The sequence below is a fragment of the Acinetobacter apis genome, assembly GCF_900197575.1.
GTDB lineage: Bacteria > Pseudomonadota > Gammaproteobacteria > Pseudomonadales > Moraxellaceae > Acinetobacter > Acinetobacter apis.
Map to the genome: position 1 here is coordinate 145,706 of NZ_FZLN01000003.1, position 17,350 is coordinate 163,055.

General features: G+C 37.1%; 11 protein-coding genes. 3 read left to right on the forward strand and 8 right to left on the reverse strand.

Going from position 1 to position 17,350, the window contains the following annotated elements; all coding sequences use genetic code 11:
• Positions 1-140: 140 nt before the first annotated feature.
• Together ubiE and CFY84_RS08740 are read right to left on the reverse strand one after the other, a co-directional pair.
• Complete coding sequence (ubiE, locus tag CFY84_RS08735; RefSeq protein WP_088823832.1) at positions 141-1,064, reverse strand: bifunctional demethylmenaquinone methyltransferase/2-methoxy-6-polyprenyl-1,4-benzoquinol methylase UbiE; 924 nt, start codon at positions 1,062-1,064, stop codon at positions 141-143.
• 116 nt (positions 1,065-1,180) lie between these two features.
• A complete protein-coding gene (locus CFY84_RS08740) occupies positions 1,181-1,894 on the reverse strand; it encodes an FFLEELY motif protein (RefSeq protein WP_088823833.1) in 714 nt (237 codons plus the stop codon).
• 411 nt (positions 1,895-2,305) lie between these two features.
• On the opposite strand from CFY84_RS08740, the gene CFY84_RS08745 reads away from it, so the two are divergent.
• Both CFY84_RS08745 and CFY84_RS08750 read left to right on the forward strand, forming a co-directional pair.
• The gene (locus CFY84_RS08745) at positions 2,306-5,080 is read left to right on the forward strand and encodes a type VI secretion system Vgr family protein (RefSeq protein ID WP_088823834.1); all 2,775 of its coding nucleotides are present in this window, start codon (positions 2,306-2,308) and stop codon (positions 5,078-5,080) included.
• A gap of 16 nt (positions 5,081-5,096) precedes the next feature.
• Positions 5,097-8,006, forward strand: coding sequence for a hypothetical protein (locus CFY84_RS08750; RefSeq protein WP_088823835.1), 2,910 nt, complete (start codon positions 5,097-5,099; stop codon positions 8,004-8,006).
• Between the two features lie 47 nt (positions 8,007-8,053).
• Here CFY84_RS08750 and CFY84_RS08755 read toward each other — a convergent pair whose 3' ends face one another.
• The 4 genes from CFY84_RS08755 to CFY84_RS08770 all read right to left on the reverse strand — a co-directional run bounded on the left by CFY84_RS08755 (position 8,054) and on the right by CFY84_RS08770 (position 12,618).
• A complete protein-coding gene (locus CFY84_RS08755; protein WP_088823836.1) occupies positions 8,054-9,028 on the reverse strand; it encodes a formylglycine-generating enzyme family protein in 975 nt (324 codons plus the stop codon).
• A gap of 220 nt (positions 9,029-9,248) precedes the next feature.
• The gene (locus CFY84_RS08760; protein ID WP_088823837.1) at positions 9,249-10,223 is read right to left on the reverse strand and encodes an SUMF1/EgtB/PvdO family nonheme iron enzyme; all 975 of its coding nucleotides are present in this window, start codon (positions 10,221-10,223) and stop codon (positions 9,249-9,251) included.
• Positions 10,224-10,444: 221 nt separating this feature from the next.
• Positions 10,445-11,422, reverse strand: coding sequence for a formylglycine-generating enzyme family protein (locus CFY84_RS08765; RefSeq protein WP_088823838.1), 978 nt, complete (start codon positions 11,420-11,422; stop codon positions 10,445-10,447).
• Between the two features lie 221 nt (positions 11,423-11,643).
• Entirely contained in the window at positions 11,644-12,618 is a 975-nt protein-coding gene (locus CFY84_RS08770) for an SUMF1/EgtB/PvdO family nonheme iron enzyme (RefSeq protein WP_088823839.1), read from the reverse strand.
• Positions 12,619-12,874: 256 nt separating this feature from the next.
• Between CFY84_RS08770 and CFY84_RS08775 the strand changes: the two genes are divergently transcribed.
• Complete coding sequence (locus CFY84_RS08775; RefSeq protein ID WP_088823840.1) at positions 12,875-14,284, forward strand: phosphate--AMP phosphotransferase; 1,410 nt, start codon at positions 12,875-12,877, stop codon at positions 14,282-14,284.
• 35 nt (positions 14,285-14,319) lie between these two features.
• Here the strand turns inward: CFY84_RS08775 and CFY84_RS08780 are convergent, their stop codons facing one another.
• Positions 14,320-14,859 carry a hypothetical protein gene (locus tag CFY84_RS08780; protein WP_088823841.1) on the reverse strand — a complete coding sequence of 180 codons (540 nt, stop codon included), beginning with the start codon at positions 14,857-14,859 and terminating at the stop codon, positions 14,320-14,322.
• Positions 14,860-15,183: 324 nt separating this feature from the next.
• Positions 15,184-17,274, reverse strand: a complete 2,091-nt coding sequence (locus CFY84_RS08785; RefSeq protein WP_088823842.1) for a TonB-dependent siderophore receptor — start codon at positions 17,272-17,274, stop codon at positions 15,184-15,186.
• Between the last annotated feature and the right edge of the window lie 76 nt (positions 17,275-17,350).

A 17,350-nucleotide genomic window follows, 5' to 3' on the forward strand; every position in this document is an offset into this window, starting at 1 on the left:
GTATGATTTACCCTTACAAGTATAACGTATTTTAGCAAAAAAAAGCGTCGCTAAAAGCTGCTTTACGACTTCATCACAAGATTTGATAAAAAATAAGCACATCGATAACATGTGCTTATTTTTAGATTTTTTATATCTAATTACACTTTAAAACCACGATGAACAGCAACAATGCCACCCGTTAAATTGTGGTAATCACAATTTTGAAATTGTGCATTTTCCATCATACCTTTTAAAGTACGCTGGTCTGGATGCATACGAATAGACTCTGCTAAATATTTATAGCTTTCTGCATCATTGGCAATAATTTTTCCCATTACAGGCAGTGCTGTAAACGAATACAAATCATATAATTTAGAAAACGGTTCAAAGACTGGCTTTGAAAATTCTAAAATGAGTAATCGACCACCTGGCTTGAGCACACGGTACATTGCATCTAATGCGGCATCTTTATCTGTGACATTGCGTAGACCAAAACTGATGGTGACCAAGTCAAAGCTATTGTCTGCAAATGGTTCTAAAGACTCTGCATTGGCAAGGACATAATCGACATTGCCACAGCCTGCATCAATTAAACGATCTCGACCAACATTCAGCATGGATTCATTAATATCAGACAATACTACACGACCTGATGGACCAACTTCGCGACTAAAGACTTTGGCTAAATCACCTGTTCCACCTGCAATATCTAAAACATGCTGACCTTTTCGAACACCTGACATTTGAATGGCAAAGCGTTTCCATAAACGGTGAATACCAAATGACATCAAATCATTCATCAAGTCATATTTTTTAGCGACTGAATGAAAAACATGTGCAACTTTTTGTTCTTTGTCTTTTGTGCTGATGGTACTAAAACCAAAATGTGTGGTTTCACCAACATAATCATCTCGTCCAGCACCACGTGGTAAATTATAATAAGGTATCGCAGTCTCTTGAGTAATTTCTTTGAGTGTCTGTTGCTGACCTTGTGGTGTTCCTTCAGGCAAAGGAGAAGATAAAAATGGGCTAGGCTCCGCTGAAGCTTGTTCAGCTTTCGGTGTTTGTTTTTCATTCGACATTGAGTTTCTCCTATCACCAAATAAAGAATGACTTAAAAGAGAGCCATCATGACAGAAAATTTATAGTTTTGCAGAAAATCGTTGCAGAATATACATAAAAACAGCATGAGCGAACATTATGATGAGGAACGAAATGGATTTTGATGACCATTATGGACTTTCAGTAAGACATGTCGTTCTTGTTCAGTAAATCTATTGACAAAATCTGCAGTACATTTAAGTGGTTTTAAGGCCACAAGACCATCATAAATGAAATCATACATCATATGAAAATGGTGTTTATAAGCCATTGGTTTGCAAAGTTTAAATGCAGTGTTGAGCATGAAGGATTTGACATATTGATCAAGGTGAGTCCCTAATTCATCCGTCATTTTTAATTGTTTTAACCGTAACTCTTTTTGGTTGATCTGCATATAGGTACTTCGCATCACATCATCAGTAATTTCTGTAGATTGCGGGTAATCGCGTAATACTTGTTGGGCAACTTGTTCATCAAGCTCTACCGCTAAAATTGAAAGTTCAATGCCATGTGTACCTGTTTGTAAGGCACTTGCAGGAATGATGTGTTCAATTTTGTGGGCATGATGAATTAACCGTTCAATTTGTACTGCAATTAAATCAAAGTCAGGTCCGCCATAGAGGCGGTGAACAAAATACTGAGCCAATGCTTGATGGTTTTTTTGATTAAAAAGGCATTGATGCGTCTCAAGTAAACGTTTTTTTTGCCATGTTTGAACATCGTTCAAGCGTTGTCTGAGCAATGCATTTTGATGATATTGTAATTGGTGGTAACGAACTAATAAATCATCCAGTACGTTAAGTTTAGACATATTATAAGTATAAATGATGAACAATAGCTTTTATAATAATTTGTTGGCTAGATGATTGGTATTTATTTCGAGTAACGAAATGATAAATCAGCATAATATTTAAATCATGGTAAACCCATATACCTGATAATTGAGTAGATTATCAGTCTAATTTTAATATTCTAAAATGATCAAATCATCATCATGAGCAAAAATTCAATGAAGTTGAATCGATTTTATGGCTTGAGAATGATCAAGACTGATCTTGAATTACTGAACGCTATATTCATTCAATAACAGAATAAGATATGATGTTTTGTGTCAATCTATATGCATTAAATGTGTTTTAATTATCATTTAATTTTAATAGTGTGGTTAATTTCTGTTTATTTGTTGTATACTTTGATTTTATTACTATTTTTCGAGTGACAAATGACACATGACATTTCTACTCTCTTAGAAAAGTTGGGGTTTGGGTATCAAAAAAGAGCAATCCATGCTCAATTTTCTGTACCTTTTTTAGATTCACAAGTATTTATACAGCGTATAGATGGCCATCATGAAATTAACCAAGGCCTTATTTGTGAATTAATTTGCTTATCAAATAATTCAACAATTCCACTGAAACAATTTATTGGTGCTCAAGTTGCGATAGATCAGATTACTGATACCGGCTTATTGTTTAGAACCACAGGTATTATTGTAGAGGCAGCACAAGGACAAAATGATGGTTCACTGACTGTCTATAAACTAAAACTCCAAGATGCAACATCGCTTTGGCACAAACGTAGAAACAGTCGTGTCTTTATGAGTAAATCTGTTCTTGAGATTACTCAGGTTATATTTAAAGAATGGCAAGAAAAAAGTCCGCTATTTGCATCAAGTTTAGTATTAGATTTAGCAGGGTTAAAAAAAGAATATGATATTCGTCCGTTCACCATGCAAACATCATTGGAAACTGAATATGAATTTGTAACACGCCTTTGGCGTAGTGAAGGAATCAATTGGCTGATTGATGAAAGCCAAAATTTTGTTGCACATAATAAAGACAGTATCCAGCCACAGAAGTTAAAATTAATTGATAATAATCAGCACTTTTCTGCTCTAGAACGAAAAGTCATTCGTTTCCATCGCAGTGATGCAACAGAACGTTTTGATACAATTACAAGTTTAACATCAGCACGTCAATTGCAAACAGGCGCAGTACATGTTCAAAGATGGCAACCACAATATTTAGAACAAGAAGATGGCTCAGGCTCAGTACTTTCTGCAAACGTACAAAGCGAGCATTATGATAGCGAAATGCTTTCTTTAGAAGATGCATGGCATATTAGTCCAGCATGGGTCAGTGATTTAAACGGTGAAGATGGTACAACACCATCAAGTCATCGTCAGGTTGAAATACTTAACCAACATTTAACAGATTTAAATCAGCTTCAATCTAAATATTTTACTGCTCACAGTACTGTCCGTGATGTCCAAGTGGGTTATTGGTTTAAATTAAATGGCCATCCCGAAATTGATACACATACAGGTTCTGATCAAGAATTATTGATTCTAAGTAAGCATTTTTATAATCAAAATAACTTACCAAAAGACATTCAGAAACAAGCCGAAGAATTACTGACGGCTAGCCGTTGGCACACCAAAAATATTAAAGAAGGTGAACAGCGCCAAGGCAATACGCTGACATTAATACGACGAAAGATTACAGTCGTTCCTGACTACCACCCTGAAAAATATAAACCAACAGCCCATGTTCAGCGAGCAAGAGTGGTTGGCATTGAGGGTGAGCAGATTCATGTTGATCAATGGGGACGAATCAAAGTTCGTTTTTTATTTAGCCGTGAAAATGATAATGCACATGATGGTGGTGCAGGCAGTAATAATTCAGATACCGATTCGGCATGGGTTGATGTGCTGACCCCATGGGCAGGTGAGGGTTATGGTGCAAGGTTTTTACCGCGTGTCGGTGAAATCGTTGTCATTGACTTTTTTGATGGCAATATTGACCGACCATTTGTCACAGGACGTTTGCATGAAGCAGAGCGTCACACAACTCAATTTGATCAAAAAGGACAGCTTCCTGACACAAAAAATCTAAGTGGTATTCGCTCTCAAGAAGTTCAAGGCGATGGCTTTAACCAGCTGCGCTTTGATGATACGACAGGACAGATCAGTACACAATTACAAAGCAGCCATGGTGTCAGTCAATTAAACCTTGGAAAACTCAGTCAACCAAAACAAACTTCTGAAAGTCAAGATCGAGGAGAGGGTTTTGAGCTGAGAACAGATCAATGGGGGGCAGTGCGTGCAGGGCAAGGCTTATTGTTGTCGACTTACCAGCAAGCCCATGCAGAGGGAGATCATCTTCATGCTGAAGATGCAAAACTTCAATTTCAAGAGAGCCAACATAATAGTCAAGCTTTAAGTGAAGTAGCAAAAAATCAGCAAACTGACCCAATAGAAACCGTTGAAGAGCTCAAATTATTTGCTCAGCATTTAGAAAAAGAAATTGCGAAGTTCAATAAAGCACTGTTGGTTTTAAGTTCACCTGATGGAATTGGTCTTAGTACGGCACAAGATATTCATTTATCTGCAAATGGACATATTAGTCAAACAGCAGGTGACAGCATAAATATCAGTACACAAAATAATTTGATTGCTCATGCGCGAAATAAAATTAGTTTGTTTGCGATTCAAGATGGCATCAAAGCTGTTGCTGCAAAAAATAAAGTTGAGATACAAGCTCAAAATGATGCGTTGTCTTTATTAGCAAAATTAGGCGTCACTATTGCATCTACGGAAGACCGTATTCTGATTAACAGTCCTAAGGAGATTGTGATTACAGGGGGGGCATCATCTATTACCGTCAATGAATCAGGCATTTGTAGTAAAACTTCAGGAAAAATGGAGTTTAAAGCAGCTCAGCATGTATTTACTGGTGGGGAGAAAGCAGAACTGCCTAAAAATGATGTAAAACAAGATACAAGACCTTTTTACATTACATTTAAAATTGTGGACTTAAAAGGGCAACCTGCTAAAAACGTTGAATATATTATTTTTAGAGAAGATGGTAGTCGTCAGACAGGACGCACGAATGCATCAGGTCAAACGCAAAGAGTCCAAACTGAAGGGCCAGAAAAAGTGTCAGTACACATTTCTGATAAAAATGCATCTAAATATAAATTAGCAAGCCAAGATTAAGTACAGGGTACAGACTATGCAGATAAATTCTTATAGAGAGTCAGAATATATTTTTACTTTTTTAGGCTGTTACATACAAGGTGAGCGTAAACGCCTTAAGAATGTACACTATCAAATTAAATTTTTATCAGAAACAGGTCAATGTTTGAATGTTAATGGTAAAACTGATGCTAACGGAAGAACTGTACCAGTTAGCATTACAGAGAATGGGAAGCTCTCCATCACTGTTGAAGGCTATTCAAGTATAAAGAGTACACAAAAGAAATTGATAACACCACGTTTACTTAGTGGTCCAACAATGATTGATATTAATTCTGTTGAATTAAAACGTAACAGTGCATTTATTAGTCAAGCAGAATATCATTTACAGCAACTGAATGGTCAGCAAAATCCAAAAGTATTATATGGTGAATATAAAAAACAAAGAACCCGTATTCAGACGATAAGACATGATTTAGTTTTTAAATCATATGCATTATTTCAGTTTATTAATTCATTGAATACAGTTGTTTCTGAGATTAATTATCAAATTTTTGCTTTAGGTCAAGACAGGCCGGTTGTTAATGATAGAAGTGCAAGATTAAATCAAAATGGCTTTACAGATTTAGCTGAAGATCGAGTAGATGGGATGTTGTTTGTGAAGTATGACTTTGGAAAAACACCACAAAAGACCGCGCTTTTTGAGCCAATTACTTGTATCGATCCTCAAGAAATTTATAAAATAAAATTACCACAAACAACAGCGATAACAGCATCAAACCCTGAACATAAAGTATGTTTAGTTCAAACTGATACAAGTCGGGTTATCATTAATCCACATACCAATGAAATAAACATTGTTCCTTTAGAGATGTTTGAAGAGTTTGATCGTCAAACGAAAATTTTATCAGATGCAGTTCGTAATGTGCATGAATCGAATGCAGCTCTTACTAAAGCGATTATGGTGAGAAGTCCAGATGAAATTAAAGAGCTTGAAAAAAGATTAAATTTAAGTCAAGAGGTTGCGATAAAAAGAATTAATGAGGAGTTTAAAAAACCAGAAGATTTAACAGAAGTCTGGGTAGCTCAATCAACAGGAAAAATCAATAGAAATGCTCCTAGAAGTAGTTTAGTTTCACGCTATATGACAAAAAAGAATTATGCAGAAATTAGACGTAGTCGTTTATCTGGGCTTCCTTTGTTTGCAGAAAGTCCAACCGCAACAAAATATAAACCTCAGCAAAAACCTAAGCTTAATAATTTTGACCATAAAGAGTTCGAAATTGGCAGTAAAGAAAAAACAGTTTATGGACTAGCAGGGTTGAAAGATGAGATCCTAACAGAATATATGAATTCCGATAATATTCTTGTGCATACAGAAGCACAATGGTTAAGGATGACTACAGGGGCACATGCTAAAGGTTCAATGGATACGGGTCCTTCGGGTGTTTCTATTAATACAGAAGCCGATGCTTCTTTAAAGTGGACGTTATTTGAAGGATTTAAAGAGTGGAGGAAGTTTTTCCCATGCGAGTCTGGCTGGAAAATGGAATTCCATAATCATGATTTAGGGACTATCCGTTTTTTGATGGGGGCTGAGCTATATGGCTTTGCTGGTGCAAATTTAGCGATATCAGGCAATATTTCTGTAGATATCTCATTCAATAAGCATGGTAACCAAACAATTCAACCTGCAAATCGTCCCCCAGAGCGTTCAATGTCAAATATGTTAGACCGCCAAAACCGTCCTATACTTCAACCTGCGGCAGGCAGTTTAAAGCAAATTGAAGCAAATAAAGAAAATGCAACCAATCAAGCGAATGTTGCAATCACTGCTTTTGCAGGCGTTGATATGGACATTATGTTACAAGGCGCAATTGAATGGTTTAAACCAAATACCGAGTTAGGTAAAAACGGTGAAGGTGAGTTTGTAACCATTGCATCTGTTCAAGCTAGCCGAACAGCAACTGCTGGATTCGGGGCACAAGGGCAATTCCAAATTGGTTTTGACCGAGATACACGTAACTTTAAATTTTTAGTAGCCGCTCATTTATGTCGTGGAGCAAATAGTAAAGGGGTTGTACACTTTCAAGTTAATAAAGAGTATTTACCCGATTTTTTTGCCTTCATTAAGCTGCAGCTTTTACAAGCTGGCTTTCAAACACTGGTATATGTTCAATCTCAGGCTTTTAGTACCATGGCACAAATTTTGGCTTATTGTATTGGGGGTGACTCTTCATTGACTATAGGTGTTGATGAGCTTGCGAGAGATTATAGAGCGTGGATTAGACGTTTAGATCAAGACCAAGAACGTTTAAATATGGCTCGGAATATTAACTCACCGCAAGGCCGCAGTGAATTCATCCGAGCATGGCCTGAAAGCAAGGGCATTTTGCTATATGGGGTGACGCATTGGAGTGATCGAACTGCTGCAATTTTTGATAGTAACATTACGGTTAAAACAGCAATAACAGGTGATTTTGAAACTTTTACAGAGCGTAAAAAAGCAGTCATTAATATTTTAAAAACTTGTTTGACGCGTTCAGAGTGGCAAAATACCATTCAACATATTCACCCTGAAGGTAAAAAGCTCAATTGTGAACAATTGGGTCAGGTTGAAGGCGATCTTGTACGCTTTTTAAACCATGGGCATGACCACTCAATAGCACAAGATATTATTTCTAATGTTAACCAAGGCAAATACGGTGCAAAAGACAGTATGAGCCCTTGGCTTAAAGATTATTTGAAGTATAGAGATCAAGCTCATGCTGTCACAGAAAGCTCATGTCATTATTTATTGGTGCAAAACCAAGATCAGCCAGCCTATAAGCAGTTTGTTGCGCAGCAAGGGTTAATCAGTGAAGGCTTTGAAGCCAAAGAGTTAAAAGCAAGTAACATACATATTATGGCTGCATTTAACGACCCATCTGCAACTGACTTGGCTTAACGTATTTTAAAAATGAGGGTGATGTAATATCACCCTTATATATGCGGTTAAGGGTTAGCAACGCAGCGTACAGAATTATCTTCATTAAGATCAATTGTATATTTAGATTTTGATGCCCACTCTGATCTTTCAGGATCAGCAATAGGGTGAATGGCATGACGTCTGACTGTTGGACCTGTAAACATACTTAACCCCTGCCCATCATCAGGAGCAGAACTACGCACCACTTTAAGCGTACCTGTTGCAGGGCCTTGAGGGTTTTTTTCTGGCGAATGGCTGTAATATGTTGGGTCATACCAGTCGAGCATCCATTCAAAATTGTCGGTGATTAAATCATAAAAGCCGAGTGGATTTGGTGGGTATTGTTGTAATACAGGAATATCTTTTACTGTATGATATTTACTATGAGAGTCTTGTCGCTGCTCAAAGCTCCATACATTACGTCCAGTGTCAATATTGCCATTGTCAGTTGGAAATACAACATACTGCCCCCGATTACGTGCTGCATATTCCCATTGTGCTTCTGTGGGTAAGTCCATTTTCATATTCAGTTGTTGTCCAAGCCATTGGCAATAGCTGCGCCCTTGTTGCCACGGAATGCCTGCTGCGGCTGTAGGTATGCGATCATAAATTGAGTACTCATCAAAGTCCCCAACGGGTTTTTGTCCTGTGACACTGGTATACACATCAAAATCGGCATAAGTGGATTTTGTCGCACTCATATAAAAGTCATCTAAAGTGACTTTATGGAGGGGCTTACTGTCTGGATCACCATCATAGGGGAGTTTCTCCTCGCTATGTTCTGGACCAAAGTCACCCATCATATAGGTTCCACCTTTAACAAATATCAGGTTCTTTTTGGTTTTATCAATCAGTTGTTGCAGTGATTGTTTTTGTTCAGGAGATAAGTTGCTTTTGGTGGTTGGAATTTGATTGGCTTGAGAACTATTTGAATTGGATTTAGCACAAGCCGTTATGGCAAGACCAGACAATAAAATAATGGCTAGTTTCTTTTGGATCATGGTCTATAGACTCACTCTTATATTCAATCAATGAATCGATTTTATTCTAATTGAGTCAATATTTATAGTTAAATATGTTATTTAGTTAACATTAATATAAGGTATTGGTAATCTAGTATTAAAATCACCACTTATTGAAATATAAACAGATTAATCCTAGTTTTTATTCGTCAATGTTTTAAATATGAAACATCTTCAACTTTACACATTGATATTTTAATTAAGGATTAGCAACACAGCGTACAGATTTAGTACGATTAAAATCCATTTTAAAGTTAAGTTCTTTTGATCCTCTTACATCTTCAGGGTCAGCAATAGGGTGCATTGGATAACGCTGCATTGTTCTTCCATTAAACATTTTTAATGATTGTCCGTTACTTGGTGGGGTACTACGCACTACTTTAAGCGTACCTGTTGCAGGGCCTTGAGGGTTTTTTTCTGGCGAATGGCTGTAATATGTTGGGTCATACCAGTCGAGCATCCATTCAAAATTGTCGGTGATTAAATCATAAAAGCCCATTGGATTTGGTGGGTATTGTTGTAATACAGGAATATCTTTTACTGTATGATATTTACTATGAGAGTCTTGTCGTTGTTCAAAGCTCCATACATTACGGCCTGTATCAATATTGCCATTGTCTGTGGGAAAGACAACATACTGCCCCCGATTACGTGCTGCATATTCCCATTGTGCTTCTGTGGGTAAGTCCATTTTCATATTCAGTTGTTGTCCAAGCCATTGGCAATAGCTGCGCCCTTGTTGCCACGGAATGCCTGCTGCGGCTGTAGGCACACGCTCATGAGTTGAATACTTATCAAAGTCCCCAACGGGTTTTTGTCCTGTAACATTGGTATACACATCAAAATCTGCATAAGTGGATTTTGTCGCACTCATATAAAAGTCATCTAACGTGACTTTATGGAGTGGCATACTGTTTGGGTTGCCATCATAAGGGAGTTTCTCCTCACTATGTTCTGGACCAAAGTCACCCATCATATAGGTGCCACCTTTAACAAATATCAGGTTCTTTTTGGTTTTATCAATCAGTTGTTGTAATTGTTGTTTTTGTTCAGGAGATAAGTTGCTATTAGTGGTTGGAATTCGATTGGCTTGAGAACTGTTTGAATTGGATTGAGCACAAGCCGTTATGGCAAGACCAGACAATAAAATCATGGCTAGTTTTTTTTGGATCATGGTCTATAGACTCACTCTTATATTCAATCAATGAATCGATTTTATTCCAATTGAGTCAATATTTATAGTTAAATATGTTGTTTAGTTAACATTAATATAAGGTATTGATAATCTAGTATTAAAATCACCACTTATTAAAAGATAAAGCGGATTAATCTTAGTTTTTATTCGTCAATGTTATAAATATGAAACATCTCAAATTTTACACATTGATACTTTAATTAAGGATTGGCAACACAGCGTACAGAATGGTTGTAATTAAAATCTATATGAATATTCAAATCTTTTGCATCCTTTATTTCTTCAGGGTTGGCAATAGGGTGCATTGGATAACGCTGCATGGTTCTTCCATTAAACATTTTTAACGATTGTCCATCACTTGGTGGGGTGCTACGTACTACTTTAAGTGTACCTGTTGTAGGACCTTGAGGATTTTTTTCTGGCGAATGGTTATAGTATTCAGGGTCATACCAGTCGAGCATCCATTCAAAATTGTCGGTAATTAAGTCATAAAAGCCCATAGGTGTTGGTGGAAACTGTTTTGGTTCAGAAATATCACGATAAGCTCTAAATTTTTCTTGAGAGTTCTGTCGCTGTTCAAAACTCCATACATTACGACCAGTGTCAATATTGCCATTGTCAGTTGGGAATACAACATACTGCCCCCGATTACGTGCTGCATATTCCCACTGTGCTTCTGTGGGCAAGTCCATTTTCATATTTATTTGCTGTCCAAGCCATTGGCAATAGCTGCGCCCTTGTTGCCAATTAATGCCTGCAGCAAAACTTGCTATACGGTATTTTTTTCTCTGTTTTTCAGTGAAATCCCCCACCTCTTTTTGTCCTGTAACATTGGTATACACATCAAAATCTGCATAAGTGGACTTTGTCGCACTCATATAAAAGTCATCTAAAGTGACTTTATGTAATGGCTTACTGTTTGGGTTACCATCATAAGGGAGTTTCTCCTCGCTATGTTCTGGACCAAAGTCACCCATCATATAGGTGCCACCTTTAACAAATATCAGGTTCTTTTTAGTTTTATCAATCAGTTGTTGTAATTGTTGTTTTTGTTCAGGAGATAAGTTGCTTTTGGTGGTTGGAATTTGATTGGCTTGAGAACTATTTGAATTGGATTTAGCACAAGCCGTTATCGCAAGACCAGACAATAAAATCATGGCTAGTTTCTTTTGGATCATGGTCTATAGATTCACTCTATTATTCAATCAATGAATCGATTTTATTCTAATTGAGTCAATCTTTGTAGTTAAATATGTTATTTAGTTAACATTAATATAAGGTATTGGTAATCTAGCATTGAAATTACCACTTATTAAAAGATAAAGCGTATTAATCTTAGTTTTTATTCGTCAATGTTTTAAATATGAAACATCTTCAACTTGACACATTCATACTTTAATTAAGGATTAGCAGCACAACGGACTGAATTATTTTCGTTAAAATTAATATGAACTTTTAAATCAGCTGCCTCTTGGACAGACTCAGGGTCTGCTATAGGATCTACAGCATTACGTTGCATAGTTTTACCATGATATTTTTTTAACGATTGCCCATCAAAAGGTTTATAACTACGCACTACTTTTTCTTTACCTGTTGCAGGGCCTTGAGGATTTTTTTCCGGTGAGTGGCTGTAGTATTCAGGGTCATACCAGTCGAGCATCCATTCATAATTGTCAGTAATTAAGTCATAAAAGCCCATTGGTGTTGGTGGAAACTGCTGTAATATTGGAAGGTGTTTAAAAGCTTTATATTTTTCCTCAGAGTCTTGCCGTTGCTCAAAGCTCCATACATTACGTCCAGTGTCAATTTTACCATTGTCTGTAGGGTACATCACATACTGACCACGGTTACGTGCTGCATATTCCCATTGTGCTTCTGTAGGCAGATCCATTTTCATATTCAGTTGCTGCCCTAACCATTGGCAATAGTTGCGTCCCTGTTGCCAATTAATGCCTGCCGCTGCTATAGGCACACGATTACGAAGTAATTGCTCATCAAAGTCTCCAACGGGTTTTTGCCCTGTGACACTGGTATACACATCAAAATCTGCATAATTGGACTTTGTCGCACTCATATAAAAGTCATCTAAAGTGACTTTATGGAGTGGTTTACTGTCTGCAGCACCATCATAAGGGAGTTTGTCTTCGCTATGTTCTGAACCAAAGTCACCCATCATATAGGTGCCACCTTTAACAAATATCAAGTTCTTTTTGGTTTTATCAATCAGTTGTTGCAGTTGTTGTTTTTGTTCAGGAGATAAGTTGCTTTTGGTGGTTGGAATTTGATTGGCTTGAGAACTATTTGAATTGGATTGAGCACAAGCCGTTATGGCAAGACCAGACAATAAAATAATGGCTAGTTTTTTTGGGATCATGGTCTATAGACTCATTCTTTTATTCGATTAATTAGCCTACTTTATAACAACTAAGTCAATATTTAAAGTTAATTATGATACTTGTTTAACGTTATTTTTAATTAAAATGAACCGTAATGATTTTAACGTTCATGAAAATAGATGACTAAGTCATCAGAATTTATTACTGAATACAACATAATATGTTCGAAAATAACCCCAACAGGTATAGTTTCTAGGGTATACATGAGTTATCAAAAAGAATAGCAGGGTCGTTATGGACAATAAAAAAAACTCAGATCACGAAAATAGCTTAGCTTTACAACTGATCGAAGCACAGGCATTGCTTCAAAAACATGCTGAAGCACGCCAAGGTAAAGGTATTTGCGTTATTTTGGCGGGTACTAGCTTTTCAGGAATATCATTTGCAGCACAAAAATTAAGACAAACCATAAACCCTAAAGGTTTAATGATTCATGCTAATCCGGTTCAACCATCACAAGTTAATGCATTATTTTGGCAACCTTATGTTGCAGCAATTCCGCAGCAAGGACAAATTTCAATTTTATTGAGTCATTGGTATCAAGACATCTTAGTTGCTGCCATCAATGACACCCAAGTCACAACCTCAAAAATTAAGCAGCACTTAGCAAATATTGACGCTTTTGAGCAAGATCTAAAGCAGAATGATGTTGAGGTAATTAAATTTTGGTTTGATTTGCCTTATGACAAGCTCAAGCAATTGGATACAGAGGCCAACACAGGATGGCGTGAAATACAGCAGCAATATGGTTTAAATTGGCTTAAAAAACCAGAATATGATCAATTACAACAGATACGTCAATTATTTACCCAAGATTGGATCATTATTGATGAAGGTAAAGAGAAAAAACGCAGTAAAAGCTTTTTGACACAGATGCTGCATCATTTGCATCAAATCAATCAAGCGCAACATAACCCATCAGCAAGTCATTGGGAATCACAGCCGATAGCACCACAGTTGCATGTGCATTATACGGATTTTACATACAATGAAGATGAATATGATGTGTTATTTGAGAGATTAAATCGGCATGTTGTGGATTTAGTTCGTAAAGATGCGCGAAAAATTATTTTAGTGTTTGAGGGGATGGATGCTTCAGGGAAGGGTGGGATTATTGAGCGGATTGTACAATATTCAGATCCGATTGAGTATGAGATTCAGTCGATTGCAGCACCTGATGCAACAGCATTGGCGCATCCATATTTATGGCGTTTTTGGTCTAAAGTGAATCACAAAAAGTTAACTATTTTTGACCGTTCATGGTATGGGCGCGTATTGGTAGAGCGGGTAGAGGGTTTTGCATCTCCTGTTGCATGGCAACGTGCGTATGCTGAGATTAATCGTTTTGAAAACAATTTAGTTGATGCCAATCACATTGTCATTAAATTTTGGTTGTCGATCAGTCAACATGAGCAGCGCAAACGATTTGAAGCACGCGCGTTTACACCAGAAAAACAGTTTAAGATTACCGAAGAAGATTGGCGCAACCGAGCAAAATGGGCTGACTATTTGGTGGCAGCATCAGACATGTTGGCTTACACCAATACACTTACTGCACCTTGGCATGTGATTGCCACAGACCATAAAAAAGAAGCTCGTATACAGGTGTTAAAACAAATTATACAGCAGATTGAGTCGTCTTAATGTGCTTCACAATCTGCTGTATGTCATAGATTTGACTATGCTTGGTGTGGGATTTGATTTTGGTTCTGAGCAGCAGCATCGCGCTCACGCTGCTCATTTTGAATTTTCTTAGCAAGGTTATAGCTGTCTTCGATATGTGATTCTGCGATTTTTTTGAAAACAATATAGCCTAAACTTGCAGCAATAATTTGACCGCCAAGGGGCACAAATTTTGTAACTTGTTTGGTTAACATGCGGCTGACAAAACCATTAATTGATTTTTTAACCCCAGTTCTTGCCACCATCAAACCTGAAAATTCGATACCACGTTTTTTGAGTTCATCCCAATGAACTTCTTTGGTTTGTGGATTAAAAACTGTGGTGTAATCTTTTGATAACCCAAGTTTTTGGTTAATTTCAGGAATCAGTGCCGTTAAAATACCAACATCAATGACCACATCAAAAAAAGGAATAGGAACAATGGCTGCGCCTGCAGAAATATAGGCACGCTTTTTAGTTAGTTCCAAACATTCACGTTTAGCTCGTTCTAAGTCTATTTGCGGATCAATTGAAGAGGGTACATTTTCAATTTTCATTTTTAATACCTTTAAACGTTATTTTTGTTGCGTTACTTTTGAACCGTGTTTTGCATCATGAACAATTGATAGCAACACAGCAGTTGGAATATTTTAAATTTAATATAGCACTGATTTTTATGCTTTCAGAGGGTTATGTAACCAATCAAAACATAAAAGTAGATCACGATGACTAAGTTTTTAATGATGGCATTGGCTTAAACTGTGCGCTATAACCAGTTTGACAGGCGGTTATTAAGCATCATTTTAATAGTTTGATTGTTCAATCGGCATAAAAAAGCACTGAATAGAGTCAGTGCTTGGCATTATTGTTGAAAGCTTAAATTAGTATTTAAAATTGACATTGAATGTAAATGTTCTCGGATTACCAAAAGTGATGAGCTGTGCATTTGGTGTTGTACCTTGAATATAGTCTTTATCAAAGAGGTTTTTAATACTTAAGCTTGCGCCCCAATGTTTGGCTTGATAGCCTGCATTGACATTAAATAATGTATAGCTTGCAATCGGTGTGTAATAGGTTGTGCGCTGAGCCAATGATTCACCTTGATAACTGACACCACCACCAATATTCCAACCTTGCTTATCTTCTGCAAAATAATACTGTGTTGAAAGAGATGCTATGTTTTTAGGTACATGATTAATGCGTTTACCAATGTCAGATGTTGTCGTACTTGCAGTGGTTTTTGCTGTTGGAATATAACTGTATGCTGTTGAAATATTCCACTGTGGTGTTAGTGCAGCAGACAATTCTGCTTCATAGCCTTTAGTGGTTTGTTCACCTGTTTGCATTGAATATGTTGTTGATGCAACCGCTTCGGTAACATTTTTTCGTACCAAATCATAGTAAGACACATAGCCTTGTAAGCGCTGATCTAAAGCTTGAAACTTTATCCCAACCTCTGTTTGTTTGCCTTCTTCAGGGTCAAGAAGTTGACCTTGAGCACCCACATCAGTAACAGGCATAAATGAGGTGGCATAAGTAACATACGGTGCAAAATGATCATTCAGTTTATACATGAGAGATGCACTGCCTGTGAAAGCATTGTCTGAATTTTTTGTGATGCTACCAGTACGTAAGTTATCAACTTCAACTTGTGTCCAGTCATGACGACCTGATAAATTTAAAATCCATTTATCATTGATTTTAAAGTTGTTTTTTAAATATAAGCCGGTGTATTGGTTATACGTTAAATTCCAAGAGGGTGTCCCTTGTCTAACACTTGTAATTCCATAAACCAAGGTATTGGCATTGAATGAATTGACGTTATCCACACGTTGATAATAGCTACTGCGCTCTTTCATCATGTCGACACCAATCATGGCATCATATTCAACAGGACCAAAATTAAAGGTTTTCTGTAAATTTTGGTCTAACGCATAGTTTACATCTTGTTTATCTTGGAAGTTAATTTGACGTGTAACCGTTGGAAAACTTGCACCCGATGCCGCAAAAACTGAGTCACTCCAGCTTGTACTTTTGGTGACTGCAAAGTTTTGATGGTAGGTCCAGCCATTATCAAAGTAATGGCTATAATTGCTGCCAAAGCGATAAACATTGACATCATAACTGCGGTCAGGTTCGCCAATAAATACATTGCGACCATATTTTAAGTAATTCTGTGGAATGCCTTGGTTACGAATATAGTCACGGTGTTGATAGCTTGCAATGACAGACCATTCGTCTTTTGGACCTAAATCAAAGTTATAAGAGGCTGCAAGATAGGTATTTTTAAAATAAACATAGTCGGTTGGGTCATGCTGATCTGAATATTTAGCCACAAAACGCACAGCACCTTGTTTGGTGTTGTTGGGTGAGTAGTTCACATCAATGATGCCTTCACGGTCAGCATAGCTGCCATAAGTGGCATTGGCATGATAAAAAGTCTCAGCTTCAGGGCGCTTAGTGGTTAAATTGACTAATCCGCCAGGCAATGACAAACCATAGCCAACAGAGGTCGGACCTTTAACGACTTCAATCGATTGTACGCCTGCAATATCTTCTGAACGTAAAACATTGGTTGAAGTTTGCGCACGAAGTCCATCTATATAAGTTTGTGCACTTGAAATTTGTCCACGAATAATAAAGTCATCCCAACCACGGCGACCATAAGGTGCAGCATTGACACCTGCAACACCTTGTAAGGCTTCAGTAACGCTTTGAATTTGTTTTTCTTGAATTTGTTGCTGACTAATCACACTAACCGATTGTGCGGTTTTAAATAAAGGAAGGTGAGTTTTTAACACAGACGCAGTGGTTGCTGCATATTTATTGTTATTTTGTTCTGTAATTTCAGATTTTACTTTAATTGATGGCAATGTCGATAATGATGTGTCTTGATCATCGGTTTCGGCAAACGTGGTGGTCGAAATTATCGCAAGTATAGAAAGAGCTAAAGACGATTTAGTGGTCAGCATTTGGTCATTCCCCATTTTGAATGCGAATTATAATGATTATTATTTAAAGACTCAAAGCATTTTATTGTAATAATAG